This window comes from Propionibacterium freudenreichii subsp. freudenreichii (assembly GCF_000940845.1).
Taxonomy (GTDB): Bacteria; Actinomycetota; Actinomycetes; order Propionibacteriales; family Propionibacteriaceae; genus Propionibacterium; species Propionibacterium freudenreichii.
In genome coordinates this window covers 2,533,478-2,559,948 of the sequence record NZ_CP010341.1, presented here as the reverse complement: position 1 = coordinate 2,559,948, position 26,471 = coordinate 2,533,478, and the positions used below count along the sequence as shown (strand labels likewise).

Below are 26,471 nucleotides of genomic sequence, written 5' to 3'. Positions count from 1 at the left end.
TTACCCGTGACAATACCATCAAGTAACTCCGTTTCGGCAGCAGTGGATCCGCTGCGCCGCTGGCTCGGAACGGTTCAGGCGCGGAGCGCGGGCCTGGTGGCAAGCGAGGCAAAGGTTGTCGACCTCGTGCTGGAGGACCCGTTGTTCGTGGGAAGGAGCACGACGGCGCAAGTCGCCGAGCGAGCAGGGGTCTCGGCACCAAGCGTGATCCGTGCCGCCCGCGCAATCGGTTTCTCGGGCTTCGCCGAACTGAAGCTGGAAATCGCCCGCGCTCGCGGAACAGCGGAGTTCTTCGCCCCGCCACACACGCTCACGAGCACCGATTCGACGCGCACGATCATCGACACGACAGCGCGCACAGGGATCGACGCGCTCACCGCCCTCAGCGGCGCGATCGACCCGGACGCTCTCGACCAGGCGGTCTCTGCGATCCGTGGCGCGGGGCAACTCCTCGCCTATGGTGCGGGCCCATCGGCGACGGTCGCGGCCGATGTCGTGTTCAGGCTGCGTTCGCTGGGCGTGCGGACATCGGGGGTCGTCGATCACGAGTCCGCGATGATCGCGGCACGCCTGCTCGACCCCGGCGACGTCGTCGTCGCCGTCAGCTCGACCGGTCGCACCGACATGACCGTCGCGATCGCCGACGCCGCCGCGACCGCCGACGCGACCGTCATCGCCATCACCAACCAGTACGGCACACCACTCACCGATGTCTCCGCCGTCGCACTCGTCGTGGGCGGCGCGCCGCTGACGACGCAGATGGCCGCTGCCGGGAGCCGGCTGGCACAGCTTGTCGTCGTCGACGCACTCGCAGCTGCATTGGCACTGCGCGATCCCGACCGTGTCTCGCGCGCGGAACGGGCCGGGATCGACCTGCCCGACATCACCTGATGCCACCAGTCACCGTTGCGATCGTCCTCGTCGCCGCAGTCGCCCACGCTGGCTGGAACCTCGTATCGAAGTATAAGAAAGGCGACACGCTGCTGTTCGTGGGCGCCTACACGACCGCTTCCGCGATCCTGTGTCTCCCTCTCGCGATCGGTGCCGCCGTCTCCGGTTCGCAACCGATCACCTGGGCCCTGGTCGCCGCTGCGGCCGTGTCCGCCGCCCTGCACCTGACGTACTCGCTCACCCTGCAGGCGGGCTACGACCGAGCAGACCTCGGAGTCGTCTATCCGATCGCTCGCGGCGTCGGGCCGCTGCTCACCATCGTGATCGCTATCTTCCTGCTCGGAGAACGCCCCACGGCGCTGGCGATCATCGGAGCGCTCGTTATCCTCGCAGGCATCCTCGTCGTCACGGGCAACCCCTTCCAGAGAACGGGCAGCCGCCCCCTCCGCGGCATCGCATGGGGTACTACCACCGGAGCCACGATCGCCGCCTACACGCTGTGGGACGCGTTCGCGATCGGCTCCATCGGGCTCGCACCCGTCAGTTACTACGCCGGCACGCTCGTCGTCCAGGTCGTATTCCTGGCTCCAGCCATCATCAGACGCCGCGCAGCGTTCGCGAACACCCTCCGCGTAAATCGCGCACCTACCGCCGCGGTCGCAGTGCTGTCCCCGCTCGCGTACATCCTTGTGCTGACCGCAATGCAAACCTCACCCGTGGCACTCGTCGCGCCACTGCGGGAGGCATCCATCGTGATCGGCGCGCTCCTCGCCTGGCGTCTCTTCGGCGAAGGACACCTCGCCCGGCGTCTGATCGGCGCCGTGATCGTACTTGCCGGCATTGCCGCCATCAGCCTGTAGTCGCAATGCCAGACCAGGTACGACTCAGCGACTTTCTCCGCGTTTGATCGCCTTTTCGCCGCTCTCAGCACCCGGTGCTGCGGCCTGAGCTCCAACGTCGCATCTCCAGCCTATGAGCGTGATTCGCGCGCGCTGCCGGATGTCGCCGTTCTGGTTCAGAGTTTGGTAGCCCACGGCGATCGATCCGCGAAGGCATCGCCCTGGCCAAAGCCCGCGGCGTCTACGACCGGGGACCCAAACTGTCGGCCGACCAGATCGACACCGCCCGCCGGCGCATCGCCAACGGGGTGACCAAATCCAGGGTCGCCCGGGATCTCGGAGTGTCGCGGCAGACCCTCTACACCGCCCTGTCCGGCCAAGGCCGCTACCAACACTGAAGCTCTTTCCCGGACCAACAGCAGACCGACCACCGACTGGGCCTACCCTGGTTTTTCGGACACCTGATGTGGCGGGGCCTGGTGGCCCGAGAGTGTGGCGGATGCTGGTCCGTAGTCGAACCAGGATCCGCCACCACCTCAGCGGGACCACATCTGACCGGGCTCCAGGGGCCCCGACCGGGCCCGGAGTCGCTACTTCAGCTCTGCCGCCCGTTGCGAGGCGGTGGAGGCCGAGTCGGTGGGGATGCCGGGAGTCGTGGGGCGTGCGGAGCAGTTCACCTGCGCCCCGGGGTTCGTGATCGCTCTCGTGCAGATCTGCGAGGGCGTACCGGGCGGTCCGTGGCCGGATGTGGGAGTGATCGTTTCAGTAGCGGGCCCGGCTGCTGGGGTCGTGAACCGCAGGGAGCCGGGACGGTTGCCGAACTGGACACCGATTCGGTGGGCATGCCCATGGTGTCGATGGCTACCGCTCTTTTGGATCCCCTAGAAGTCCAAGGCGGAGGGGGTTTGTAGACCGTACTTCTCACACAAGAACCGGGTCTGACAGTAACGCTTGGCATCAGCCGCTACGTTGCCTAGCACTGCGGAGTTCGTTCCTGCTCCGAGAAGCACGCCAACTACTGGAACAGCTTTTCCGACACTCTGGACGCCGACCTTCCCACCATTCGTTCCAGTGAGATTCATGAGCTTCTCAAGATTCTTGATGATCTGGTGATCGTTGCGGAGTTTATCGGACCAGTGCACGCGCCCTTTGATTGCACCGGCGGCTTTACCAACCTGCGCCATCGGCTGCGTCTTGGCCGCTTGGGCCATGAAAGTTCGGTTCACGAGACGCTGGATGAACCTCTGCTCGTCCGGATCCTTCGCGTCGAAACCGTAGGAGTACGCCACCCGGGCAGCTATGGCAGTACTCAGCACTTGGATGACGATGATGTCCGCACTGATTGAGGCGACAGTTCCTGCAATGGGCACCATTGCGAGAGCACCCATGGCACCACCTTCGAGCGCACCGACCGTGCGCCACGTCAAGGTACTGCGATCGAGCAGTCTGTCGCAGAACTTGAGATCGGCATCATGCAGCTCGGTGAAGGCATCGATGCACAGCCCCTGCTTTTGCGCGTGGGTCACGACCCAGCTCGGATCATTGAGATCGAGGGCCCATGAATTAACCAGATCGAGCAGGTGAACCACCGATTTAGCCACCGGCTCCATGACTTTCTCTCCAGCCGCGTCACTGACGTGACGGATCGGCTGTTTCACCATCTCAGGGATGGCGCCGGTGGCCTTCTTGGCGGCTCCTTCGACAGCTGCACCGCCGTGCTGAAGCGCCGCGGCGGCTCGGTTCGTCAGGGTCTGGGGATCACTCTTCTTCTCCCAGAACTCGTTCAGCGACTTCCATACTCGAGCGTCATACTTATCCATCGGCTGGCCGCCTGCGTCGATGTCGTGTACGGGATTGGGCATGGGTGAGGATCCCTTCGGTCGGACTTCTCTGAACATCATGCACTGTCTGGCCGACAGATCGAGTTGGGGTATGTCGTTGGGGTATGTCGAGTGCCCTGAACTCGTCCGAGGCTCAGAAGCCCTGGTGATCGGTGTCAGTGCGCCAGGTAACGGGGAAGCCGGCGCCGGTCTCATGGGATCCCGCCTTCTCGAGTTCCGAGTTGCCGGCATCCTTCCCACCCGCGACGAGTCCGAGCAACTGGGCAGGGCCACCAGGCCCCGCCACATCAGGTGTCCGAAAAACCAGGGTAGGCCCACTAGGTCGACGCGATCCTGGAGGCGACCCCGGTCGCCGACCTGTGGGGTGTGGGCCGGCGCCTGGACTCCCGGCTGGCCTCGATGGGTATCCGCACTGCCCGCCAGCTACGCGATGCCGACCCTGCGGTGATGCGCCGACGGTTCAACGTGAACCTGGCCCGCACGATCCTGGAGTTGCGCGGCACCGACTGCATCGACGTCGATGACAGGGACGCCGTGCGGACGGGGCAGATCATGTTCTCCCGGTCGTTCTCCACACCGGTGACCGACCGGACCCAGATGCATCAGGTTCTGGCGATCTATGCCCAGCAGGCCGCCACGCGGCTGCGTCACCAGCACTCGGTGGCTGCCGGCCTGTGGGTCTTCGCCTCCACGAGCTGGTACGTCGAACCCGTCCACCAGATCAGTGTGGCCGGGCGGCTCCCCCACCCCGCCGATGATCCGGTGACCATCGTCAAGGCGGCCTGCGATCTGCTGCTGGATCGCATCGAGCCCGGCCGCCGGTACGTCCGGGCCGGGATCTCGCTGCTGGACCTGGCCCCGGCAGGCGCCCAGCCGATGCTCGACCCCTTCTCCCCCGACCCTCGCCTGGCCCGCCTGGGCGCCTTGGTCGATCGGGTCAACGCCGCCTGCGGGCGCGGGGCCCTGGGCCTGGGATGGGCCGGGATCACAGCTCCCCCGGACTGGCAGATGCGCCGCGAGATGCTGTCCAACCGGGGCACCACCCACTGGGCCGAACTAGGGCGTGTCTCCCATATGCATCGTGAGGTTCGCGGCAGTCTGGTGGGGTGAGGTCGACGGGTTCTCGATATCGGGTGTTCACGGATGCGCAGTGGAAGCGGATCGCTCCGCTGTTGCCGTCCAATGCCGGGCGGCATCGTCCTCGCCCGCGCCCTCGACGATCACGAGCTCTTCCAGGTCGCGCTGCGCCGCGAACGGGACGACCTCGTCGCAGCGCTGGCCAAGCACGAGGCGAAATAGGCTTTGGACATCAACCCCTCCGCTGACCCCAACCAGAAGGATCCCCGCCATGATCATCGCCGGACTCGTACTCGCGGGCATCGCCGCGCTCATCCACGTCTACATCTTCTACATGGAGTCGATCGCGTGGACGTCCGCCGCGGCTAGGAAGACCTTCGGCGCCACCGAGGACGAGGCCGCCGCGCCGGCGACCAAGGCGCTGGCGTTCAACCAGGGGTTCTACAACCTCTTCCTCGCGGTCGCGGTCATCCTCGGCATCATCTTCTTCGCGATCGGGCAGGACTCGATCGCGCTGACCCTCATCTTCACCGGGGCTGGCTCGATGGTGGGCGCCGCGCTCGTGCTGATCCTGTCCAGCCCCGACAAGGCCGCCGCCGCGCTGAAGCAGGGCGTCGTGCCCGCCCTCGGCGTCGTCATGCTGGCCATCGGCGTAGCGATCTAGGTGTAGTTGGTCATGACGTTGTCGACGCCGGTGTGGAGGCGTGAGGCCGGGGGCTGGTCGCCGCAGGCGGTGTGGGGCCGATGGTAGTTGTAGTGGTGGTTCCAGACGCCGAGCGCCTCGACTCGCTCCTTCTCGGAGGCGTAGTCGCGGGCATAGAGGCACTCGTCGGTGAGGATCCGCTGGTAGCGCTCGACCTTCCCGTTGTGTCGGGGCGTGTAGGGCCGGGTCCGCTGGTGGCGGGAGACGAACGCCCTGGTCGACTGGGCGAACGACGCGGCGCGATAGTTGCTGCCGTTGTCCGTGACCAGACGCGTGATCCTGCTGATGCCGTGCGCGGCGAAGAACACCCTTGCGCGATGGAAGAACCCAGTTGTGGTGGCTGCTTTCTCATCGGGCAGGACTTCAGTGTAGGCCAAGCGGGAGAAGCCGTCGATCATGGAGTGGAGGTAGGCGTAGCCGACCTTCTGCTTGTGAGCGCGTTTGCCGGCCAGGGCCTGCTCGCTGCCGCGGCCATGGACTCTCCAGCCGCCGCCGTCTGGGATCTTCCCGACCTTCTTCACGTCCATGTGGACCATGTGCCCGGGATAGCGGGCGATGATCTTCCCCGGCCGGCGGAGATCCTTGCCGTCCGGGGTGATGTCGCGGATCCGGTTCAGACCCAGGCGGTCCAGCCAGCGCGTCACCGTGCGCACGCAGCAGCGGAACCCGTGGCCGTCGGCGAGTTCCCGTGCGATCCGGCGGGCGGACCACTTCTTCTCCCGCCTCCAGTCCTCGATCAGTTCCACGACCTGCGCGGGCAATCGCGTAGGCCGGTGCGCGGGAGCGCTCGAGCGGTCTACCAGTCCTGTCTGGCCGTGCTTGCGATAGCGGGCGACCCACTTCGACAGGGTCGAGCGGGCGATGTGGAACTCCTGCGCGACGTGCGCGATCGGGCGTCCTCTCTCGAGGACCTGTGCGACAGCACGCTGTCTTCCGAGCACGGTCAACGGGGCATTACGGTGGGTCATGGAACGGGTCTCCTCCCAGCAGATGCATGGCTTCAGCACCACCCATCGTGCCGGTCAGGGGCCCGTTCCTTCTATCCCCACCCCAGCGACCACAACGTCATGACCCACAACAGCTAGATGCCCTGTTCGCCGACGACAGGCACGTCGAGGTCGAAGCGACGTGGGGCATCTACCAAGACATGATCACCGCCTACCGGGACAAGGACCGCGGCCTGGGCAGATTCTTCCTCGCGCACACGATCGACAAGATCAGCGCCAGCGTCCCGGAGCAGCTCGTCGAGATCCGCAAACTCGCCCGCACCCTCACACAGCGCGCTTCGGACGTGCTCGGCTACTTCGACCGCCCCGGCACCAGCAACGGCCCCACCGAAGCGATCAACGGCCGACTCGAACACCTCCGCGGCACGGCCCTCGGCTTCCGCAACCTCAGCCACTACATCGCTCGGTCGCTGCTCGAAGCCGGCGGATTCAGACCCGCGCTACACCCTCGTTCGTGAAGAGCCCGTCATCGTAGCCTCACTCTCGGGTCGAGGAATGCGGTGGCGATATCGGCGAGAACGGCGCCGATCGCCGTCATGAGTGCCCCGAAGGCAGCGACGGCGACCACGCCGTGAACATCATTCTTGCTGAGGGTCAATGTGAAGTACTCGCCCATGCCGTGCCAGCCGAAGATGCTCTCGGTGAGGACCGCTCCGGTGAAAATACCGGGGATGGAGAAGGCGACGGAGGTGGCGGTGGGGATGAGCGAGGCCCTCAGAGCGTGCCGCCGGACGGCCTGGGCGCGGGTGAGCCCGGTGGCCCGGGCGGTGCGCACGAAGTCGGCATTGATGGTGTCCAGGAGCAGGGACCGCTGGGTCAGGTGGTAGCCGACGTAGCCGAGCACGGTGAGACAGATCGTCGGCAGCAGGAGGTGGGCGAGGGTGTCGCCCAGGGTGGCCCAGAAGCCGGTGACGTCGGGGGAGCTGGAGCCGGTGACGAAGAAGATGCGCCGGCCGACGGCGTCATTGAGGCGGATCGCCCCGAACACTAGGAACAGGGCCGCCACTACGGTCGGAACGTTGTAGAGGATGACGGAGACACTCTGCAGGATGCGATCGGCAGGTCGGTACTGGTGAAGCGCGCTCACCACGCCCAGGCCCACCCCGATGACCACCGACAGGACGGTGGCCAGTAGGACCAGTTCGGCGCTGGTGAAGACCCGGTACCCGACCTCCGCGTTGACCGATCCACCGGTGGGGGAGCGTCCCCAGTCGAAGTGCAGCACGATGTCGCTGAGCCAGTGCCACCAGCGTTCCAGGACGGGAACCCTCGGGTCGAGGTTGTAGGGAGCCAGGGCCTGGTCGATATGGATCTCGCTGGGGACGGGGCGGGTGTCCCGGTAGTTGGATCGGGGATCGAGGAATGCCACCGCGAGGAAATACGTGGCATTGGTGGCGACGACGATCATCGCCGCCCAGCCGGCGATTCGTCTGAGGATGAGTCTGACCACAGGTTCGGCTCCTGAAGGGCATGCAGAACGCCGCCCTCAGGAGCAGATCGTGGTGGTCACTGCGCACATGCGGGCCGCTGCAGAAAAGGTGAGAAGCTGCGTGGAGGCGCAGAGACGCCTCCCGCTGTGAAGCTTCGGAGAATTGACTTACCGGTGATGCACCGTCACAGGCGCAGGATCACAGGCTGCAGGGACAACACATTCGCAGAGCAGAAGCAGAGCTGCCCAGCGAGATACGTGCGTCAGTCATGACCAGGAGCATATGACCGTGTGAGAGATTGCGCAAACATCGCGGTTCTCAGAGGCGGTACCTCGCGCTCACGAGGCGCGGGTATGGTGCTTTCCCGCGGATCAGCCGGCCTGCTCCAGATCGACGTAGCAGGTTGCGCCGGGGTGGGCCTCCAGAGTCACCGGATGGCCCACGACCCCCTCGACGACGCCGCGGTGCAGCGGACAGAGCAGGGCCGCATGCTCCTGGACGACGTCGATGAAGGGGCAGTGGCGCAGTGCGATCCGTGCCTCGCCGTCCGGGCCCTCATCCTGGTCGTCGTCCACCAGGGTCGTGCAAGGGGCGAAGCCGATCTGTTCAAGGATCTCGGTGACGTCGACACCTGCGTACCGACGTCCCCACTCCACCCCGGCCTGGTGGGCCAGGGCGACGGCGTCGTCCTGCCGCGACAGGTGGTCGACGAGCACCCCGGCGAGCATCTGGTAGGCCCTCGGCCCCTCCTTCGGGTCGGGGGTCAGGGTGAACATGGTGCGCGGGCGCCCGCGGGTGGCGCGCTTCTCGCGACCCGACCGGGCGCGTCCGTCCTCGACCAGATGGTCCAGGTGGAAGCGCGCCGTCGAGACGTGGATGCCCAGATCGGCGCCCACCTCGGCGGCCGAGGCCGTGCCGCCACGGCGCCTGAGGGCCTCGACGACCCGGTCGGCCGGAGAATCGGCCCCGGGATCGGTGAGTGTGTGCTGATTCTCGGTCATGAGATCACCTCGATGAGTCCCCTCGCCCCGCGCTCCATCTCGACGAAGGAGTGGTTGACGAAGGTGTAGCGGCCCGGTTCCTCGAAGACCATCTCCACGAATCCTCCCTGGGCGCTGGCCAGATCCAGGGCCTGGGCCCCGCCGCCCTCGGCGTTGTCGGGGCGCAGCAGGTAGGCGCCCTCCTTGAAGACCGTGTCGAACTGGGTACCCACCACATGGAATGAGATACCACGACTCGGGCCTGCGGCCAGAACCCAGATCCTCACCCGCTCCCCGACCTTCGCGGTCAGTGGGGCGAAGACGTACTGGTTGGCGTGGCCGTTGAACATCGTGAGATCGGGGGTCTCGGCCGCGATCTTGTCGGCGTCGACCTCCTTGCCGTTGGCTGAATCGAGGTAGGTCTCCGACTGCACCAGCAGGTACTCGCGGTCGGCGCGGGCCAGGTCGTGGGGAGGCACGACGACCGCCCCGTACATGCCAGCGGCGATGTGCGAGCTCATCGGCATCGTCGAGCAGTGGTACAGCCAGACGCCCGACCGGTGCAGAGTGAAGCGGTAGTCCAGGGACGCTCCCGGCGAGATGGTGCGCATCACGGCATTGGGGGAGACGGTCCCGGCGTGGAAGTCGATCGAGTGGCCCATCGAGCCGCGGTTGACCAGGTGGACGTCCATGGTGTCGCCGATCCGGGCGTGGATCGCCGGTCCCATCACCCGCCCGTTGTAGGTCATGGCGCGGATCGTGGCGCCAGGGGCCACCTCCTGGGTGGACTCGGTGACCGTGAGGGTCATTGTGTGATCACGCCCGGCCAGCAGGGCCGGGAGCCTGGCGTCACGGGTGCGGAAACCCGCACCGGGCGCCTTGGTGAGGTCGATCTTCCGGCGGGTGGACGTTGCCGCCGAGGATCCGCCCTGGGAGGCGGAGGCGCCGCCGACCGTCACCTCGAGCTCCATGCCCATCGAGCGGTGGCCCACGATGGTGCACCACCCCTGGGTGGGGGCGCTGATGACTCCGGCGTCCACGGTCTGGCTCTGCCCGGGGGCCAGCCGCCTCGAGGCCGCACCGGAGGGGAAGTAGAGGTCGTGGGTCTGCTCCGGATCGGCATTGTGGAGCTGGACCACCAGGCGGTTCCCGGCGGGCACCTCGACCGCCGACGGGTGGTAGTGCATGTCCTTCATCGAGATCTTGACGGTGGTGGTGCGGCCGGTCGCGGTGACATGGCCGGAAGACCCGGAGCCGGAGGTGTCCCCGTCAAGGCGCCAGCCCACGGCCACCGCTCCCAGGGCGGCGCCCAGGCCGATCGCCGCCTCGGCGAAGGAGCGCCGGGAGGTCGGGGCGGTGGGAGCCGGGGCCGGATGGTTGGTGGGAGTGCGCATTTTGCTAGCTGGAGCGGCCTTCCCGGGCTCCGGAGCCCCAGAACGGCCCTCGGGCGAGTGATCCGCGCGGTCGGCCGCCGGCACCGGGGCCTTCTGCTCGGCCGCGGCCCGTTTCGCCCGCAGCATCCCGACCCCGGTCTTCACCATGGCGACCATCGCCGGCAGGAATCCCGCCATCCCGAGAATGGCCAGTCCCAGTCCGATCCGGGAGGTCCACGTCCCGGCGGCCAGCGCCCAGATCACCAGTCCGGCGTTGGTGGCGGTGCCCCGCAGCGCCCCCAGGGTGTGCATCCTCGCGTTGGTGGCGCGCACGATCGCCGGCCCGCCGCCCATCACCATCGGCATGAGGTAGCTCATGGCCCCCAGCAGCAACTGCAGCAGGAAGCCGACGACCACTGGCACGGTGAGGGCGGTGATGTCCTCCTGGAGCAGGTGGTCGCGCTTGATGAGGATGGTGGCGGCCAGCCATCCCAGCCAGATGGCGAACCAGATGACCGCCGCACCCATCGAGTATCCGGGGAAGTCCCGCGGGGGCTTCTTCATGGCGCAGCGCACCAGGTCGACCCCGACGACGCACAGCCCGGCCAGTTCGGCGAGCACCCCGGCGGCCTCGAGCCACCACCATCCGGCCAGCGATCCGACCGTCATCACGAGAACGGCGGCGCACATGATCCACAGAGCCCGCCTCCCGTTGCGGTCCTGAGTGGGCTGCATCTTCGTGCGCAGCACCGTGGGCCACAGGGTCACCAGGGTGCCGACCGCCGTCAGCCCCACGAATCCCATGATGTTGAGCCCCTGGTGGGCCATCAGCAGTCGGGTGCGCCAGGGCTCCTCGGGAGAGAAGGCCATCACCGCCCCGGCGATCGCGCCCAGTGGCAGCAGGCAGGCCGCGGCGCTGTAGAACCGCACGGTGGCGTCGAATCGTCCCGGCAGGGCGCGGCGCACCTGCAGGCCCAGGTCGAGGGCGTACCAGCACATCGCCAGACCGACGACGGTGGCGCCGGCCACCACCACCCACGGCCAGCTCGGCACCATGCCGACGCAGCAGGCCAGCACGCCGAGGTTGAGGATGCGGATCCGCCACACCTGGCGCTTGCGGTCCGGCTCCGCGAGCTTCTCGTGGAGGATCGACTCGGTGAAGTACTGCCCCCACACCAGGATCGAGGTGGTCGCCACGCCGAGGGTCACCATGTGCACCAGCAGCCACCGCTGCTGGGGGATCCAGTGCCCGCCGATCACCACGGCGAGCAGGGCCACCAGCCACACCGACACCGGGGCGGAGGCCTTGCGGTGCCAGGCGCTGCGGCGGGTCCGGTCGGAGCCCTTCGGGGCGGGTCTCCCTGGATCCTCTTGCGGGCGCGAGGTGATCTCAGGCACGGGACCTCCTGTCGTGTGGATGGGCTGAATGAGCACCATCTCGTGAATGGGCATGGGTGACGACGACGGCGATCAGGCTCAGCAGGGCGATCACATTGATCGTCCCACCGATCTGGACGGCCAGGGGCAGGCCCAGCCCGTCGCCGATCCCCAACCGGACCACGAGCGAGGCCTCCAGCAGCACCGCCGGCACCCAGAACCAGTTCGACCAGTCGAGGCGGATCCGCAGCACGGCGGGAAGAATGATCGGCGCATGCCCCAGGATCATGCCCATCACGAATCCCAGGAAGACGGCGTGGACGGCGGCGTCATATCCCGTACCGGTGCCCAGCGGCCCGGAGAAGATCCACACGACGCCGGCGATCGCCAGCCACACATAGCCGGCCATCAGCATCCCGCCGATGTAGGCGGCCTGCCCGCCGCGCCGCATGCCGACCCGGGCGACGTCCTTGTCGATGAGCCACACCGACATCACCACCAGCACGACGCCGAGCAGCGGCCAGCCGACCTTCGGCGAGGCGGTCTGGATCACCAGGGCGGCCAGCAGGCACAGTGCGGCGGCGGGCAGGAAGCGGTTCCGAGTCATCGTCAGCCGAGACAGCTCGAGGCGCTCCCCGAGGATGGTCAGCACCAGATAGCACGACAGCCATCCGATCACCGACCTCACCTCGACCCCGGCGAGCAGCAGCCCGGCGGCGCCGACCGCGCATGCCGATCCGGCGGCCTGGATGACGGTGGCGTCGTCCTCGCTGCGCCGCCACAAGGGGATGTAGATGGCGAGCATGCCGATCTGGCCGTGCAGCAGCAGTGCCAGCCCGATCTGCACCGGTGCGGGGGAGGCCAGCAGAATCGACCCGATGCCCGAGGCCAGCGGGGCCAGATAGCCCCACGTACGGTCCAGGGCGACGGCCCGCTCCAGGCAGATGACGGTGCCGATGAAGCCCAGCGTCATGAAGGGGCCGTGCCACTGCGAGAGCCGGGCGGTGAGCACCGGCGACCAGACCCCCAGTAGGATGAGAGCGCCGTCGAGGCCAGCGAGCAGGGAGAACCCCGCGCCGACCATCAACCAGGCCCGGTGCCGGCTGAGGACGCCGGGGCGGGCCTTCGCCTCGAGATGAGCGGCCTGAACGCGGGCGCGGGGATCCCGCGATTTTTGATCAGGCACTCCTTGAAAATATCACGCGGGTCGCCCGCGGCTTCAGGCGGTATGCCCGTCCAGCTCCTCCAGGACCTGCTTCAGAACGACCGCCTGGTTGTGCTCGTGATCCTTCGCGCCGTAGAGCAGTGTCACCAGCGGGTGGCCGGCCATGTCCCGGGCGAAGGTCTCGGCGGCGCCGGAGGCGTCCAGTTCTGCCCGGTAGCGGGCCGTGAACTCGTCGAAACGCACCGGGTCGTGGCCGAACCATTTGCGCAGCTCGTTGCTCGGGGCGACCTCCTTGCGGTGCTCGTCCAGGCCGGCCCGCTCCTTGCTGACGCCGCGCGGCCAGATCCTGTCCACCAGGACGCGGTAGCCGGAGTCGGCACTGCCCTCGCGGATGTCGTCGCGGATGTTGGCGATGTGGAAGGTCGTCATGACGACCCCTTCTGATGCAGCCTCATGAGGATGCCTTCTGACGAAGTGTCACCACGGTGTCGATCCAGTGGCCGTCCTCGAGTGCGGTGACGGTGGCATCGGCCCAGGACAGGATGCCCGCCACGTCCACCTCCTCGACGCGGGCCGGTGCGGCCGCCGTCGCGTAGGGGCGCAGGTACATGGCCCCGCGCCCGATGAGCCGGATCGCGCCGGTCGTGTTGCCGCGCATCTGGTGGGTGACGCCGACGGCCAGCTGGGCCAGACCGTGCCACAGGTCCCGCTCCGCCTCGGGGCAGTTCTTCCACCTGGCCTCGAGTACCTCGTGGGCGTGGAAGGGCCGGCCCCGGTCGAGCAGCTCCTGGGCCATCTCCAGGGTCTCGGGGCCCGGCAGCTCCAGATCGTCCGGAGTCACCGGGACACCCTCCTGGCCACGGGGCAGGGGCCGGCCGAGGCCGTCACGCGGCCTGCTGTTGCGGGGACGCCCCTGGGCGTCCCGATCTCGATCCGCCATGCTCTGAAGTCTGCCACGGCTGATCCTGCTTGCCGGCCTGGTCCTGGCGGGACTCCTCGCGGGTGCGGGCTCGGCGTCCCAGCAGTCTCAGGGCATTGACGATGACCACGAGCACAGACGCCTCGTGGACGAGCATCCCCAGCGCCATCGTCACCCCGCCGAGCAGCACCCCGGCCAGCAGCAGGGTCACCGTCGCGACGGCGATGACGATGTTCTGGCGGATCACCGCGCGGGTGCGGCGGGCCAGCCTCAGGGACTCCGGCAGCCGGGTGAGGTCGTCGGCCATCAGCGCGATATCGGAGGTCTCCACCGCCAGAGCGCTGCCGGCCGCCCCCATCGCCACCCCGACGTCGGCGGCCGCCAGGGCCGGGGCGTCGTTGATGCCGTCTCCCACCATGGCCACGACCGCTCCGCCGGCGCGCAGCTCCTGGACTGCAGCCAGTTTGTCCTCGGGCAGCAGGCCGCCACGGGCGTCGTCGATGCCGAGCTGATCGGCCACCGCGCTTGCGACCTCCTGGCGGTCGCCGCTCAGCATCACCAGACGGGTGACGCCGGTCCGGCGCAGCCGGGCCAGTGCGGCGGGGGCGTCGGCCCGGATCGTGTCGGCGATCGCGAGCACGCCGAGCAGGACGCCGTCGCGGACGACGGTGACCGGCGTGGCCCCGCCGCCGGCCAGCCGGGCGGACGTCCGGGCCGCCCATGCGGTGTCGGACTCCTTGTCGTAGCCCAGTTCCTGGCCGGCCAGTTCCACTGTGCCCACGACCACCCGATGGCGGGTCTGCGGGTGCTCGGCGTCCAGCACGTCGGCGATCAGGCCGCGTCCCGGGATCGCGTCGGCCTCGCCGGGAACTTCCCCGGGGGCGACGCCGTGGCTCCGGGCGGCGTCGAGGATCGGGCCGGCCAGCGGGTGCCCGGAGCCGATCTCGGCCAGCGCCGCCCACCGGAGCACCTCCTCCTCGCCTGCGGCCCCGTACGCCACGACGTCGGTGAGTTCGGGATGCCCGGTGGTCAGCGTCCCGGTCTTGTCGAAGACGACGGTGTCGACCTTCGCCGCGGTCTCCAGATGCTCCCCGCCGCGGATGAGGATGCCGTCGCGGGCCCCGCGTCCGATACCGGCGACCACGGCCACCGGCACCGAGATCACGAGGGCGCCAGGGCAGCCGATGACCAGCAGGGTGAGGGCCAGCGTGAGGCTGCCGCTGATGAGCCCGACGACGATCGCAAGCACGATGATGGCCGGGGTGTACCAGCGTCCGAACCTATCCATCATCGTCTGCACCCGTCCGCGGGCGTCCTGGGCCTCCTCGACCCTGGCCACGATGCGGGCCAGCAGGGTCTGGGAGCCCACCTTCTCGGCGCGCACCTGCACCATCCCCGAGGTGAGCGTGGTGCCGGATCGCACCTGGTCGCCCGGCGTCTTCTCGGCGGGCATGGATTCCCCGGTCACCGCCGACTCGTCGGCGGCACCGGATCCCGAGATCACCGTCCCGTCGACCGAGACGGAGCTGCCGGCGGCGACCAGTACGACGTCGTCGGGCCTCAGCGTGCGGGTGGGCACGGTCTCGGTGCGTCCGTCGCGCACCAGGACGGCGTCCTGGGGGGCCGAGCGCACCAGATCGGTGAGGGCCGATCGGGTGCGCGTCATGGCCCCCTGCTCCAGGACGTGGCCGAATGCGAAGAGAAAGGTGACGGCGGCCGCCTCCCAGTAGTTGCCGATCGCCAGGGCCCCGATCGAGGCGATGGTGACCAGCAGGTCGATCCCGATCGTCCTGGAGCGCAGCGCCCGCAGGGCGGCCGCCGCGATCGGGATGGTCGAGATGATGGCGGCGGCAGCCATGGCGATGTTGCCGGGCAGTGCCCAATCGGTGCCGAGGCGGCCCATCACCAGGGCGGCCGCGATGAGGATCCCGGCGGCGGCAAGTCGCGGCCCCGGGCGTTTGAGAGCAGACATCATCCTTCTCCTTCGCATTCGGTTGGCGGTCGGCTCAGAAGGCCGAGGCGGTGGCGGGGTAGCCCAGCTTGCCGACGGCGGCGATCAGATCGTCGACGCTGGTGCGGGCCTCGTCGTGGTCGGCCTCGATGCGTCCGGAGGCGAAGTGCACGGTGACGTCGCCGACGCCGGGCAGCTTCTCCAGGGCCCCGGTGATCTTGGCGACGCAGGAGGGGCAGGAGAACCCCTCGGCGCGCAGCACGGTGTGGGTGGTGGTGATCTCGTTGGTGCTCATGATCTGTCCTTTCGTCATGCCGCCTGTTCCGGCGACACCTCGAATACTGGTTCGAGGCGGCGCCACACTCCTTGACGTAGGTCAAGATCACATGAACTCCCTTGTCAACATGGATTATCGGGCGGTTGGGCGGGGCCATCTCCGGCTGATCGCCGCAGCTCTGGCCGATCGGCACTAGCCTCGGACGGGTGAAGAACCTGCCTCTGACCGACGTCACCGAGCATGTGAGCTGTGTGCGTCTGGTCCCGCTGTTCGGCGGTCTCAGCGCGCCTGATCAGGACGCCGTCGGGTCCCTGGCCAGGCCGACGTCGCTGGAGCGGGGGGAGGCCTTCGGGCCGGCGACCGGGCGCCTGGCCGTGGTGCACCGGGGGCAGGTGAAGGTGTCGCGGCTCTCGGCGAGCGGCCACGAGCGGGTGCTGCGGCTGGCTGGGCCCGGCGACTTCGTGGGGGAGGGGTCCTTCCTCACCGGGGAGGCACCGAGCTATCTCATCGAGGCCGCCGCCCCCACCCGGATGTGCGTCTTCTCGCGGGCCGATCTGGCGCCCTTGATCGCCTCCCATCCGTCGGTGGCGATGGCCATGCTGCGCTCACTGGCTCAGCGGCTGGACGACGCCGAGCACCGGCTGAGCCTGGCCTCCACCAGCCGGCCGGCACGGATCGCCGGCTATCTGCTGGATCAGCCGGGGAGCGCCGAGGAGTCGGGTTACCGGGTGAGGCTGCCGATGGCCAAGAAGGACACGGCGTCGCTGCTCGGGATGACCCCGGAGTCGTTCAGCAGGGGCCTGGACGCCCTGCGATCGAAGGGCCTGATCGCCACCTCGGGCGCGGAGATCACGCTGCGCGACGTCGACGCCCTGGAGGAGCTGGCGGCCGGCTGAGGGCGTGCGGGATCCTGCCCGATCGCGACACGCCGGGCTCTCCTACACGGAATAGTGGAGGGCGGTGGGACGTTCCACCCCACAGAGAGCGAAAGAGACGTCGAGATAGAAGGAGTAGGTCATATGACCGAGCAGTCCATCACCGTTCCGAAGCACGCTGGAGACACCCGGACCGCCGCGGAGAACGCTGAGAAGGGCTTCCGCGCGTCCCAGGAGCTGAGCGACAACATCCAGAAGGTCCTGGTCGATCTCATCGCCCTGAGCCTGGTCGGCAAGCAGGCCCACTGGAACATCGTGGGGCCGAACTTCCGCGACCTTCACCTGAACCTCGATGAGGTCGTCGATATCGCCCGTGACGGGTCCGACGAGTTCGCCGAGCGTCTGCGCGCTCTGCACGCCACCCCGGACGGCCGTCCCTCGGTGGTCGCCGCCCGCACCTCGATCGGCCAGTTCCCGCAGGGCGAGGTGTCGACCCACGACGCCATCGACCTCATCGTGGCCGCCATCGAGGCCACTGTCGCCACAATGCGCGAGGTGCATGACGCCGTCGACGCGGAGGATCCGACCACCTCGGACATGCTGCACGAGTACACCCAGAAGCTGGAGCAGCAGGCCTGGTTCATCAGCTCCGAGACCCGCGCCCCCGAGAAGGCCTGAGCCTGGTAGTCGTAGCGAGTCACAATGCGGCGGTGCCGCCGACCCATTACGGTCGGCGGCACCGCCGCATTGTGACTGTCAGGAGACGTTGTTCGCCAGGGTGGCCAGGTCGGACTGAATGCGTTGGATCAGGTCACGTGAATCTCACCGGTACGGGTCTCGGGGTCACGGCGGGCCTCCCCGGCCAGTCGGGTCGCTCGTTCGCGGAGTTCGGGCGGGTACTTGCTGTATTCAGGCATGATCAGGGATTGCTTACAGAATGTCTGGATACCTCTCAATCAGGCCCGGGACGGTTCAGTCTGAGGATCGGGGGCGGCGACGTCGACGGCGATGAGGAAGCCTTCCGGTTCGCAGCCGGGGACTGGTGGAGTCGTCGTAGTTCTGTCTGGGGTGTCATGGCCATGGGAGGATACCGGAGTCGTACTCGTAGGCGATGAGGTCCCCGATGGCCTGCCTGAGCCAGTCGTAACTGTTCAGCTGGTGGGTTCGGGGGTCTGGCGGGGTGTGCGGCGTGTCGCGTCGCTGGTCCGGGGGCTGGAGGTGGAGTATTCGGGGCATGCCGCGGTCGCGTAAACCCACCTATGACGAGCTGGTCGGGCTGGTGGCCGCCCAGGCGGCCCAGATCGCTGAGTTGGAACGCCAACTCGGGTCGACCTCGCGCAACTCGTCGAAGCCACCCTCGGCAGACGGGTTGGCCAAGCCGGCCCCGAAATCCTTGCGGCGCCCCTCAGAACGGCACCCGGGCGGCCAGCCCGGCCATCCGGGTGCGGCCCTGCGCCAGGTCGATCATCCCGATCACATCGTGACCCACGCCCCGGACCGGTGCCCGGCCTGCGGCGGGGTCCTGGACGAGTGCTGCGACGTGGGTGTGGTGGCCCGGCAGGTGGTCGACCTGCCCCAGGTGCGCGCGGTGGTGACCGAGCACCAGATCCTCACCCGCCGGTGCGCCTGCGGGCACCTGACGGCGGGGACGGCTCCGGCCGGGGTGGCCGCGCCGGTCTCCTACGGGCCGGCGGCCCGTGCGGCGATGGTCTACCTGGCCGCCGGCCAGTACATACCGATCAGGCGGGTCGCGGTGACCATGGCCGACCTGCTGGGGATGCCCGTGTCGACCGGGGCGGTGGCCGCCGCCGTCGAACAGGCGGGCGGTGAGCCCCTGGACGCCTTCACCGGCCAGGTGGCGGGCCGGATCGCCGCATCCCCTGTCGTCCACGCCGATGAGACCGGGCTGCGGGTCGCTGGGAAGCTGCACTGGGTCCACTCGGCCTCCACCGGTCAGTACTCGCATATCAGTGTGCACCGGCGGCGGGGCCGGGCGGGGATGGATGCCGCCGGCATCCTGCCCGGCTGCACCGGTGTGCTGGTCCATGACGCGTGGGCCCCCTACGACACCTACGAGCACGTGGACCACCAACTGTGCTGCGCCCACCTGATCCGCGAACTGGTCGCGGTGGCCGACCACCACGACGCCCACGACCCGCCCGGGGCGTTCTGCTGGGCCCGCCAGGTCCTCGACGCCCTCCTGCCGCTGATCCGCGATCCCCACGCCGCCGCAGGACAGGCCGACCCCGGACTGCTGGAGGCCGGGCGGCGTCTCATCGTCGACGCAGCACGACTGGGTGCGGATTCGGGAGTGCCCGGGAAGGTCGGGGCGAAGCACCGCGCCCTGGCCCGGCGGATCAGTGCCCGGATCGACGACTACCTGCGCTTCGCCACCACACCGGGCCTGGCACCCGACAACAACGCCGCTGAACGCGAGATCCGCATGGTCAAGGTGCATCAGAAGGTCTCGGGATGCCACCGCACTCTGACCGGCGCCGAGGGCTTCCTCCGGCTGCGCTCCTACCTGTCCACCGCCACCAAGCAGGCCTGCAACACCTACCAGGTCCTCGTCGACCTGTTCAACGGACAGGCCTGGACCCCAGCCACCACCTGAACAGTTACTCATCAACAAGGTCGACCGCCCGGCTCGCAACCGCCTCGACGACGCGATCATCCACGCGACGCTTCGGGATGCGAACATCAGCTTGGTCTCCGTGACGGAGAACATCGACGAGACGCCCTCAGGGATGCTCATGCACGGCATCCTCGCCTCCATGGCCGAGTTCTACTCCCTGAACCTCGCTCAAGAAGTCCTCAAAGGAATGACCCAGAAAGCCAGCATGGGCGGCACTCCTGCCAAAGCACCCCTCGGGTACCTGAACGTGCGCACCACTGATGCCAAGGGGCGTGAGGTCCGAGATGTCACCGTCGATCCCGAACGCGCCGACCTGGTCACCTTCGCCTTCACCGCCTACGCCACCGGCAACTGGACTCTCTCCTCCCTCGCGAAAGAGCTGGAAGCCCGTGGGCTCACCACCCGCCCCACCCCGTCCTTCCCCGCGAAACCGGTGACCACGAAAGCGCTGCACAAGGTCCTCACGAACCCCTACTACCAGGGCAGCGTCACTTTCCGCGGCATCACCTACGACGGCGCTCACGACCCTCTCGTCGACACCGAAACCTGGCTGCGAGTCCAGACGGAGTTGGCGGCGAAGAACCAGCGCGGAGAGAAGCCCCGCACCCACGACCACTACCTCAAGGGAACGCTCTACTGCTCGTGCGGGGCGAAGATGATGATCGAATGCCCCACCGGCAAGTCCGGCATCACCTACGAGTACTTCACCTGCTCCGGGCGCCGCAAGAAGAACGGTTGCACGCGGTCCGCCATCCTCACCGACCGCATCGAGGACCGGATCGACTCCACCTACGGCGCCAACGGCCTCACCCCCGACGAGGCCGATCGTGTCCGCGAAGTCCTCGGAGCCGTCTTCGACCAGCTCGAAGCCACCACCGACGACGAACGTGCACTCCTGACCGCCCAGAAGGAGAAGCTCGACGCCGAGCGACTCAAGCTCGTCCAAGCCCACTACGCCGACGCCATCCCGCTCGACCTCCTCAAGTCCGAGCAGGAACGCATCCGCACCACTCACGACGCTATCGAACACCGGCTGGAGAACCTCGCCACCAGCTACGAGGACGCCCGTGAGGGCCTCGACCAGCTCGCCGACATCCTCACCGATCTCGGCGACGTCTACGCGCGATGCGAACCTGCTGAACGCCGCATCCTCAACCGAGCCCTCTTCGACAAGATCATCCTCGACGACGAGCAGACCATCCGCTACCAGCCCGACCAGGCCGTCCAGGCAGCGTTGGACTGCGTCATCCCTGGTCACGCACCGATCGCCGAGGCCGAAGCATCCGACCCCGAAGACACTTCGAACCCTGCCCGCTGGTCTGCGGGGCAGGGTTCGAAAATGTCACTTTTGGTGGAGCATAGGGGATTCGAACCCCTGACCTATGGCTTGCAAAGCCATCGCTCTACCAACTGAGCTAATGCCCCGAGACGGGTTGCGCACCCCGGCGTCCGGAGACCCCAACGGCGGCGCCCCAACAGTTTAGCGGTCGAGGGGCGCCCTGCCGAGTCGGCACGCATGACGACGCCGCCCCACGCCCCCGGGCAGGCCCGAACCAGGCTCCCCGTCGGGCTTGGACGCCCAGGCTCCACCGATCCACCCGTCGCTTTGCGACACCCCCGAGGCCACACCCGCATGGCCACCCGGCCACCCCGTCGTCACGCCGATCCGTCGCCGCAATCCGCCTATTAATACGGTATCGGCGGCAGCCACAGGCGCCCCGACTAACCTTGACCCGTGCAAACGGAGCGCCATCGAATCGACTATGCGCTGCAACGCCGGGCAACCCTGGAGGCGATGCGGCGGCCTGATCGCGTCATGATGGAGGCCGACCCCTGCGACGCCGATCCGCGTCTGATCAGCTCGGCCCTCCACCACGGCACCCCCGCGGGACGCGAATGCCCGGTGTGCGCATCCGACCGCATGGCGGTGTTGCGCTATGTGTTCGGCGACCAGCTCGGGCAGTATTCAGGACGTATCCGTCAGCCGGCTGAGCTGGAAGAGATGGAACACCAATTCGGTGAGTTCACCGTGCGAGTGGTCGAAGTGTGCCCCGACTGCGGCTGGAACTTCATGATCGCCAGCTATGTGCTGGGAGACGGACGCAAACGCCGCGCCCCACGGCACAAGCAGACAGTTGAGGACATCTATGGCTGACCGGAAGAAGTCGCGCAAACCGCGCCGGGCCCTGGCGCCCAGCGCCAGCCAGCGACACGGCCCGCACCGCACCAAGAAGAAGGCCAGCCGGGCCAGGCGCGTGGTCACCGCCATCGCGATCACCCTCGCCACCCTGATGATCGTCGGCGTGCTCGGCTCGCTGATCTTCTACGCGCGCGTCAAGCTGCCCGACCCCAACGCCGATTTCAACAGCCAGACCAGCACCGTGCTGTTCCGCGACGGCTCCACCAAGCTCGGCGAGCTCGCGATCCAGAACCGCACCATGGTCGACTACTCGGCGATGTCCGACAACGTGAAGGCCGCCGTCGTCGCCGCCGAGGACCGCAGCTTCTGGTCCAACAAGGGCGTCTCACCCAAGGGCATCGTGCGTTCGCTGTTCCAGATCGCCCGCGGCAAGGACCTGCAATCGGGCTCCACGATCACCCAGCAGTACATCAAGATCCGCTACCTCACCAGCAAGCAGACGATGAGCCGCAAGCTCACCGAGCTCGCCCTGGCCGTCAAGATGAACCGTGAGGTGAGCAAGGACGAGATCCTTGCCGGCTACCTCAACACCGTCTACTTCGGACGCAACGCCTACGGCGTCGAGAAGGCGGCCACCACCTACTTCGGCACCAATGCCGCCGGCCTGAACGTGCCGCAGTCGGCGATGCTGAGCGCCCTGGTCAACAGCCCCTCCACCCTCGACCCGGCCAATGGCGACGACGCCAAGCGCGACCTCACCGAGCGCTACGACTACGTGCTCGACGGCATGCTCGAGGCCGGCAAGATCAGCCAGGCCGACCACGATGCGAACTACGACAAGCTGCCCGACACACTGCCGGTGACCCAGTCCGACCTCTACGGCGGCACCAACGGCTTCCTGCTGACGATGGCCGAGCAGGAGCTGCGCAAGGCCGGCTTCAGTGAGGAACAGATCGACGGCGGCGGCCTGACCATCACCACCACCTTCGACCAGAAGATGCAGGACGCGGCGGTGAAGACCGCCACCGACAATGTGTCCACCGCGATCCGCAAGGCCAAGACCAACCAGGACGCCAGCACCCTGCACGCGGCCGTCGCCTCGATCGGCGTCGGCACCGGTGAGGTGTACGCCCTGTACGGCGGACCCGACTTCCTGAAGTCGCAGATCAACTGGGCCACCACCGCGCGCCCGGCGGCGTCCACCTTCAAGGCGTGGGCGCTCGTCGCGGGCCTGCGCAATGGCTTCACGCTGAACTCCACGCTCACCGGCAGCACCTTCACGCCCAATGGCGACAATGTGGTGGTGCGCAACGACGGCGGCGTCAACTACGGCTCGGTGACGCTGCAGAAGGCCACCAGCTATTCGATGAACACCGCGTTCACCGACCTGGAACAGCGCATGCCCAACGGCCCCGCCGACACCGTGAAGGCAGCCAACGACGCGGGCGTGCCCACCGGCGACGGCTGGGACCTCAACAACCGCATCGCCCTGGGCACCGGGCAGGTGAGTCCGGTGGACAACGCCACTGGCTTCGCCACCCTGGCCAATGACGGCCAGCGCAACACCACCCACGTGGTGAAGGAGGTCAAGGACGCCAGCGGCAAGGTGGTGTACACCGGCGACACTTCGGCCACGCAGACCATCGACGCCTCGCTGGTGCACAACGCGCAGACCGCCCTGGAATCGGTGGTCACCAGCGGCACCGGCACCGAGGCCCGCCAGCTGGGCCGTCAGGTGATCGCCAAGACTGGCACCAAGGACGTGGACGACCAGACTGTGTCGGCCTGGTTCGTCGGCGCCACCAAGCAGATCTCCACCGCCGTGATGTTCGTCGCCGGCGATGGCAACGCCAACCTCGACCCCTATGCCGCCTCGGGTGCATTCGAGTCGGACTCCTATCCCGCCTACCTGTGGGAGGACTACATGGAGCAGGCGAGCCAGGGCATGGACCGGCTGAACTTCAACACGAACGCCCCCACCCAGGCCGCCTCCGTGCGTCCCAGCGTCCGACGGACGCCGACCCCCAGCGTGACCGCGTCGGCGACCCCGGAGGCCCCGGCCGTGAACGAGCCCGCCGTGGACGTGCCCACCGCGCCGCCGGCGTCGCGTGAGCCCACGCCGGCGGGCACTGCGGGGCCGTGAGCCCGGTGAGTGGATCCGTGGAGGAACCCGCCCCGGAGGGCGGACCTGGGAAGACTGTCCCGAAGGGCGGATCTGGGGACGCCGCGCCGCAGGAATCCGCGCCGGCCCGCAGCAACCTGCCGACGATCTCGGTGCGCCTCTCCCACCGCATCGGCGGCCCGCTCGGACGCCACGCGCGCCCGGGGGGACTGTGGTTCGATCCGGCACCATGGGCGCTGCTGTTGTCAACCATCAACTGGGTGCTGCTGTTGTGGCGTCAGGCACCCTGCCAGCAGTACACCTTCGGCAAGCCGGTGAACCCCTTCCTGCGGCTGTGCTATTCCGACATCCCGGTGTTCTTCCAGAACAACGGCATCGGCTCGGGCGCCGGCATCTACTCCGACGCCGCCAGCCCGCTGCCGGTGTTGGTGGGTTACTTGGCGTCACTGGACCGGTTCATCATCAGGCTGCTCGGTGCGGGCGTCGGCCCGGACGCCTCGGGCCAGGCCCAGCTGGATTCCAGCTACATGTTCTTCGTGCTGGCCGCCATCGGCCTGTTCTGCGCCTTTCTGGCGCTGGTGCTCGCCCACCTGCAGATGGGCCGCGACTCGTTCAGCGACGCCACCCGCGGGGTGCGCGTCCGCAGCTTCGACGCGCTGCTGATCGCCATCGCGCCGGTGGTGTTCACCGGCGGCCTGATCAGTTGGCAGCTGCTGCCCGTCGCCCTCACCTCGCTGGCAGTGTGGGCCTGGGCACGCAAGCTGCCCGTCGTGTCGGGCGTGCTGTTCGGCCTGGCCGTGGGCGCGGACGCCTATCCCGTGCTCGTGGTGCTGGCGGTCGTCGTGCTGTGCATCCGCGCTGCCCGGATGCGCGAGGCCCTGCGGATGCTGGTGCCGGGGATCGTCGCATGGGTGGCGCTCAACCTGCCGGTGGTCATCACGGCCCCGCATGGCTGGACCGCCTACTGGTCCACCGTGCTCGGTGGCGGTTCGGGCGTCGGCTCGTTCTGGTACGCGCTGCAGTTGCTGGGCGTCTCGGGCACGCTGCTCGGCGTGGTGGCCAGCGTCTTCGTGGTGATCGCGGTGCTGGCCGTGGTCTGGCTCGTGTTCACCGCGCCGCGGCGTCCCCGGCTCGGTCAGGTGGCCTTCCTGCTGGTGGCGGCCGTGGCCGTGTTCGGCCCGCACTATTCGCCCCAATATGCGCTGTGGCTCCTGCCGTTGCTCGTGCTGGCGCGCCCAAAGGTGCTCGACTGGGCCGTGTGGAACGTCGCCGAGGTGCTCTACTGGCTGGCGATCTGGGGCTACCTCGAGGGCATCCTGGGCGCCGGTTCTGGTGCCGACGCGCTGTACTGGCTGGCCGTGCTGCTGCGCATCGGCGTGGTGCTGTGGGTTGCCAGCCGCGTGATCGGCGACATGTTCAGCCCCTGGAACGATCCGGTCCGGCGTCCCTTCGTGGACGATCCGGTGGGTGGCGTGCTCGACCATGCCGTGGACGCCCCGTGGCTCGCCGAGGCCGAGTCCGACCGCAAGAAGCAGGCAGTTGACCAATCCGGGCCGGTAGATGAGCAGGGCGCGTCCGAGCAGGTGCCCGCGACTGCCACCGTGCCTGCTCCGGCCACCACCTCCGATGCCGATGTGCACGATTCCGGGACCCGCGACGAGGAGTCCGGCCAGTGAGCGCCACGGCCACCAGGACCAGCCCTGCCCTGCGCTCACGCACGGTGGTGATCGTCGCCGCATGGCTGGCCACCCGGCTGGTGATGGGCGCGGCACTGCTGCTGGCGATGCGCCAGGGGAGGTTGACGCCGGCCCGGGCGCTGGGCAACTGGGACGTGCAGCACTACATGCTCATCGCCACCAGCGGATATGCCGACCCCAAGGAGATGGCATTCTTCCCGGCGCTGCCGATGGTGATGCGCCTGCTGGACGCGGTCGGCGTGCCGATGGCCATCGGAGCTGCGGCGGTGTCGCAGCTCGCGAGCCTGGTGGCCGCCTTCGCGATGGAACGCCTCGGGGGCCTCAACGCGGCGATCGTCTGGTTGCTGGCACCAATGGCCGTGTTCACCACGGTCGGCTACACCGAGGCGTTGTTTTGCGCGGTGGCGTTCTGGGCATGGGTGCTGGCGCGTCGTGGACGCTGGGGCTGGGTGGCCGTGCTGGCGTCGGTGGCCTGCCTCACCCGCATCTCCGGGTTGTTCCTGGTGGGCGGGCTCGGCCTGCTGGCGCTGTTCGGTGGTGAACCGACCGTGGCGGGTGCCGAGCCGGCCAAGCGGGTGGCCACCTGGTCGCAGCGTCTGCGCAATCTGGCCTGGCTGGTGGTGCCGCTGGCGGTGTTGGCGGCCTTCACGGTCTACCTGTACACGCTGTCGGGGCATTGGGACAGCTGGCTGAGCGCGCAACGGGCTGGCTGGCAGCGCGAATGGACGTCGCCCTGGGACAGCCTGCACAACACCTGGGCCGCCACCAGCGAGGCGCGGTGGCCCACCGAGACCACCCGTGCCTGGATCTTCCGCTTCGAGATCATCTCGATGGCGATCGGCTGCCTCACCGCGCTGGGCTGCCTGGTGCGTCGGGCATGGGCGCAGGCCGGCTATGTGGCGGTGCAGGTGTTCGCATTCAGCATCGCCACCTGGTTCATGTCGGTGAACCGCGCCGACCTGCTGTGGTTCCCGCTGTTCATCGGTGTGGGCAGCTGGCTGGGGCGGCGTCCGCACGGCGCCACCGCACGCACCGTCAGGACGGCTGTGGTGGGTGTGCTCATCGCCGCCGACCTCCTGCTGATGTTTTGGTGGGCGCGATTGTTCTACCTGGGGCACTGGGCCAGCTGATCTGCGGATCGTCGCGCGCGCAGGGCCCGCGGATACGCCCGC

General features: G+C 68.2%; 23 protein-coding genes, 1 tRNA gene and 2 pseudogenes. 14 read left to right on the top strand and 12 right to left on the bottom strand.

Annotation, left to right across the window (positions count from 1 at the left end):
• Positions 1–6: 6 nt before the first annotated feature.
• The 3 genes from RM25_RS11265 to RM25_RS12475 all read left to right on the top strand — a co-directional run bounded on the left by RM25_RS11265 (position 7) and on the right by RM25_RS12475 (position 2,128).
• Positions 7–891, top strand: coding sequence for a MurR/RpiR family transcriptional regulator (locus tag RM25_RS11265; RefSeq protein ID WP_044636500.1), 885 nt, complete (start codon positions 7–9; stop codon positions 889–891).
• Positions 891–1,751, top strand: coding sequence for an EamA family transporter (locus tag RM25_RS11260; protein ID WP_044636499.1), 861 nt, complete (start codon positions 891–893; stop codon positions 1,749–1,751). The genes RM25_RS11265 and RM25_RS11260 overlap by 1 nt, the downstream gene beginning before the upstream one ends.
• A 182-nt stretch (positions 1,752–1,933) precedes the next feature.
• Entirely contained in the window at positions 1,934–2,128 is a 195-nt protein-coding gene (locus RM25_RS12475; protein ID WP_373561289.1) for a helix-turn-helix domain-containing protein, read from the top strand.
• 483 nt (positions 2,129–2,611) lie between these two features.
• On the opposite strand, the gene RM25_RS11255 is transcribed toward RM25_RS12475, so the two are convergent.
• Positions 2,612–3,592, bottom strand: a complete 981-nt coding sequence (locus tag RM25_RS11255) for an EcsC family protein (RefSeq protein WP_013160232.1) — start codon at positions 3,590–3,592, stop codon at positions 2,612–2,614.
• Positions 3,593–3,970: 378 nt separating this feature from the next.
• On the opposite strand from RM25_RS11255, the gene RM25_RS11250 reads away from it, so the two are divergent.
• Complete coding sequence (locus RM25_RS11250) at positions 3,971–4,681, top strand: DUF4113 domain-containing protein (protein ID WP_155487536.1); 711 nt, start codon at positions 3,971–3,973, stop codon at positions 4,679–4,681.
• 27 nt (positions 4,682–4,708) lie between these two features.
• On the opposite strand, the gene RM25_RS12660 is transcribed toward RM25_RS11250, so the two are convergent.
• Entirely contained in the window at positions 4,709–4,927 is a 219-nt protein-coding gene (locus RM25_RS12660) for a hypothetical protein (protein ID WP_144406074.1), read from the bottom strand.
• On the opposite strand from RM25_RS12660, the gene RM25_RS11245 reads away from it, so the two are divergent.
• Complete coding sequence (locus RM25_RS11245; RefSeq protein WP_044636498.1) at positions 4,920–5,312, top strand: DUF1304 domain-containing protein; 393 nt, start codon at positions 4,920–4,922, stop codon at positions 5,310–5,312. The two genes, RM25_RS12660 and RM25_RS11245, sit on opposite strands and share 8 nt — an antisense overlap.
• Here the strand turns inward: RM25_RS11245 and RM25_RS11240 are convergent.
• Entirely contained in the window at positions 5,309–6,319 is a 1,011-nt protein-coding gene (locus tag RM25_RS11240) for an IS481 family transposase (protein WP_044636925.1), read from the bottom strand. The two genes, RM25_RS11245 and RM25_RS11240, sit on opposite strands and share 4 nt — an antisense overlap.
• Positions 6,320–6,429: 110 nt before the next feature.
• On the opposite strand from RM25_RS11240, the pseudogene RM25_RS11235 reads away from it, so the two are divergent.
• Positions 6,430–6,816: pseudogene (locus tag RM25_RS11235) on the top strand (transposase); the annotation flags it as partial.
• Positions 6,817–6,824: 8 nt separating this feature from the next.
• On the opposite strand, the gene RM25_RS11230 reads toward RM25_RS11235, so the two are convergent.
• The 8 genes from RM25_RS11230 to RM25_RS11195 all read right to left on the bottom strand — a co-directional run bounded on the left by RM25_RS11230 (position 6,825) and on the right by RM25_RS11195 (position 15,848).
• The gene (locus RM25_RS11230) at positions 6,825–7,808 is read right to left on the bottom strand and encodes an ABC transporter permease (protein WP_044636496.1); all 984 of its coding nucleotides are present in this window, start codon (positions 7,806–7,808) and stop codon (positions 6,825–6,827) included.
• A 351-nt stretch (positions 7,809–8,159) separates the two neighbouring features.
• The gene (locus RM25_RS11225; protein ID WP_015068998.1) at positions 8,160–8,789 is read right to left on the bottom strand and encodes a helix-turn-helix transcriptional regulator; all 630 of its coding nucleotides are present in this window, start codon (positions 8,787–8,789) and stop codon (positions 8,160–8,162) included.
• The gene (locus tag RM25_RS11220) at positions 8,786–11,539 is read right to left on the bottom strand and encodes a multicopper oxidase domain-containing protein (RefSeq protein WP_044636495.1); all 2,754 of its coding nucleotides are present in this window, start codon (positions 11,537–11,539) and stop codon (positions 8,786–8,788) included. Before RM25_RS11220 ends, RM25_RS11225 begins: the two co-directional genes overlap by 4 nt.
• Positions 11,532–12,602 carry a DUF8744 domain-containing protein gene (locus RM25_RS11215; protein WP_044636924.1) on the bottom strand — a complete coding sequence of 357 codons (1,071 nt, stop codon included), beginning with the start codon at positions 12,600–12,602 and terminating at the stop codon, positions 11,532–11,534. The genes RM25_RS11220 and RM25_RS11215 overlap by 8 nt, the downstream gene beginning before the upstream one ends.
• A gap of 135 nt (positions 12,603–12,737) precedes the next feature.
• Positions 12,738–13,112 carry a DUF488 domain-containing protein gene (locus RM25_RS11210; protein WP_044636494.1) on the bottom strand — a complete coding sequence of 125 codons (375 nt, stop codon included), beginning with the start codon at positions 13,110–13,112 and terminating at the stop codon, positions 12,738–12,740.
• Between the two features lie 22 nt (positions 13,113–13,134).
• The gene (locus RM25_RS11205; RefSeq protein WP_230846251.1) at positions 13,135–13,524 is read right to left on the bottom strand and encodes a DUF309 domain-containing protein; all 390 of its coding nucleotides are present in this window, start codon (positions 13,522–13,524) and stop codon (positions 13,135–13,137) included.
• A gap of 43 nt (positions 13,525–13,567) precedes the next feature.
• The gene (locus RM25_RS11200) at positions 13,568–15,574 is read right to left on the bottom strand and encodes a heavy metal translocating P-type ATPase (RefSeq protein ID WP_230846250.1); all 2,007 of its coding nucleotides are present in this window, start codon (positions 15,572–15,574) and stop codon (positions 13,568–13,570) included.
• 34 nt (positions 15,575–15,608) lie between these two features.
• Positions 15,609–15,848, bottom strand: coding sequence for a heavy-metal-associated domain-containing protein (locus RM25_RS11195; RefSeq protein WP_015069004.1), 240 nt, complete (start codon positions 15,846–15,848; stop codon positions 15,609–15,611).
• Between the two features lie 188 nt (positions 15,849–16,036).
• On the opposite strand from RM25_RS11195, the gene RM25_RS11190 reads away from it, so the two are divergent.
• The 4 genes and pseudogenes from RM25_RS11190 to RM25_RS13565 form a co-directional block, all read left to right on the top strand.
• Positions 16,037–16,726, top strand: coding sequence for a Crp/Fnr family transcriptional regulator (locus tag RM25_RS11190; RefSeq protein ID WP_044636491.1), 690 nt, complete (start codon positions 16,037–16,039; stop codon positions 16,724–16,726).
• A 123-nt stretch (positions 16,727–16,849) separates the two neighbouring features.
• A complete protein-coding gene (locus RM25_RS11185) occupies positions 16,850–17,383 on the top strand; it encodes a Dps family protein (RefSeq protein WP_044636490.1) in 534 nt (177 codons plus the stop codon).
• A 556-nt stretch (positions 17,384–17,939) separates the two neighbouring features.
• Complete coding sequence (gene tnpC, locus RM25_RS11180; protein WP_097784151.1) at positions 17,940–19,319, top strand: IS66 family transposase; 1,380 nt, start codon at positions 17,940–17,942, stop codon at positions 19,317–19,319.
• A 10-nt stretch (positions 19,320–19,329) separates the two neighbouring features.
• A pseudogene (locus RM25_RS13565) lies at positions 19,330–20,061 on the top strand (recombinase family protein); the annotation flags it as partial.
• A 628-nt stretch (positions 20,062–20,689) separates the two neighbouring features.
• On the opposite strand, the gene RM25_RS11170 reads toward RM25_RS13565, so the two are convergent.
• A tRNA-Ala gene (locus tag RM25_RS11170) sits at positions 20,690–20,765 on the bottom strand.
• A 310-nt stretch (positions 20,766–21,075) separates the two neighbouring features.
• Between RM25_RS11170 and RM25_RS11165 the strand changes: the two genes are divergently transcribed.
• From RM25_RS11165 to RM25_RS11150, 4 genes are read left to right on the top strand one after another with little or no spacing between them, the layout of a single operon-like run.
• A complete protein-coding gene (locus RM25_RS11165) occupies positions 21,076–21,495 on the top strand; it encodes a DUF5318 family protein (RefSeq protein WP_013162193.1) in 420 nt (139 codons plus the stop codon).
• Positions 21,488–23,623: a transglycosylase domain-containing protein gene (locus tag RM25_RS11160; RefSeq protein WP_052809217.1), complete on the top strand. Its 2,136-nt coding sequence runs from the start codon at positions 21,488–21,490 to the stop codon at positions 23,621–23,623. The genes RM25_RS11165 and RM25_RS11160 overlap by 8 nt, the downstream gene beginning before the upstream one ends.
• Positions 23,620–25,278: a glycosyltransferase family 87 protein gene (locus RM25_RS11155; RefSeq protein ID WP_157764722.1), complete on the top strand. Its 1,659-nt coding sequence runs from the start codon at positions 23,620–23,622 to the stop codon at positions 25,276–25,278. Before RM25_RS11160 ends, RM25_RS11155 begins: the two co-directional genes overlap by 4 nt.
• Positions 25,275–26,429, top strand: coding sequence for a mannosyltransferase family protein (locus RM25_RS11150; protein ID WP_044636489.1), 1,155 nt, complete (start codon positions 25,275–25,277; stop codon positions 26,427–26,429). The genes RM25_RS11155 and RM25_RS11150 overlap by 4 nt, the downstream gene beginning before the upstream one ends.
• The last annotated feature ends 42 nt before the right edge of the window (positions 26,430–26,471 follow it).

Bases quoted from the DNA above. Each gene is read 5' to 3' on its own strand.
- tnpC (WP_097784151.1), top strand. From the start codon at position 17,940: ATGCCGCGGTCGCGTAAACCCACCTATGACGAGCTGGTCGGGCTGGTG.
- RM25_RS11210 (WP_044636494.1), bottom strand. From the start codon at position 13,112: ATGACGACCTTCCACATCGCCAACATCCGCGACGACATCCGCGAGGGC.
- RM25_RS11245 (WP_044636498.1), top strand. From the start codon at position 4,920: ATGATCATCGCCGGACTCGTACTCGCGGGCATCGCCGCGCTCATCCAC.
- RM25_RS11250 (WP_155487536.1), top strand. From the start codon at position 3,971: ATGGGTATCCGCACTGCCCGCCAGCTACGCGATGCCGACCCTGCGGTG.
- RM25_RS11185 (WP_044636490.1), top strand. From the start codon at position 16,850: ATGACCGAGCAGTCCATCACCGTTCCGAAGCACGCTGGAGACACCCGG.
- RM25_RS11260 (WP_044636499.1), top strand. From the start codon at position 891: ATGCCACCAGTCACCGTTGCGATCGTCCTCGTCGCCGCAGTCGCCCAC.
- RM25_RS11225 (WP_015068998.1), bottom strand. From the start codon at position 8,789: ATGACCGAGAATCAGCACACACTCACCGATCCCGGGGCCGATTCTCCG.
- RM25_RS11160 (WP_052809217.1), top strand. From the start codon at position 21,488: ATGGCTGACCGGAAGAAGTCGCGCAAACCGCGCCGGGCCCTGGCGCCC.
- RM25_RS11255 (WP_013160232.1), bottom strand. From the start codon at position 3,592: ATGCCCAATCCCGTACACGACATCGACGCAGGCGGCCAGCCGATGGAT.
- RM25_RS11200 (WP_230846250.1), bottom strand. From the start codon at position 15,574: ATGTCTGCTCTCAAACGCCCGGGGCCGCGACTTGCCGCCGCCGGGATC.
- RM25_RS12660 (WP_144406074.1), bottom strand. From the start codon at position 4,927: ATGATCATGGCGGGGATCCTTCTGGTTGGGGTCAGCGGAGGGGTTGAT.
- RM25_RS11240 (WP_044636925.1), bottom strand. From the start codon at position 6,319: ATGACCCACCGTAATGCCCCGTTGACCGTGCTCGGAAGACAGCGTGCT.
- RM25_RS11215 (WP_044636924.1), bottom strand. From the start codon at position 12,602: ATGGTCGGCGCGGGGTTCTCCCTGCTCGCTGGCCTCGACGGCGCTCTC.
- RM25_RS11195 (WP_015069004.1), bottom strand. From the start codon at position 15,848: ATGAGCACCAACGAGATCACCACCACCCACACCGTGCTGCGCGCCGAG.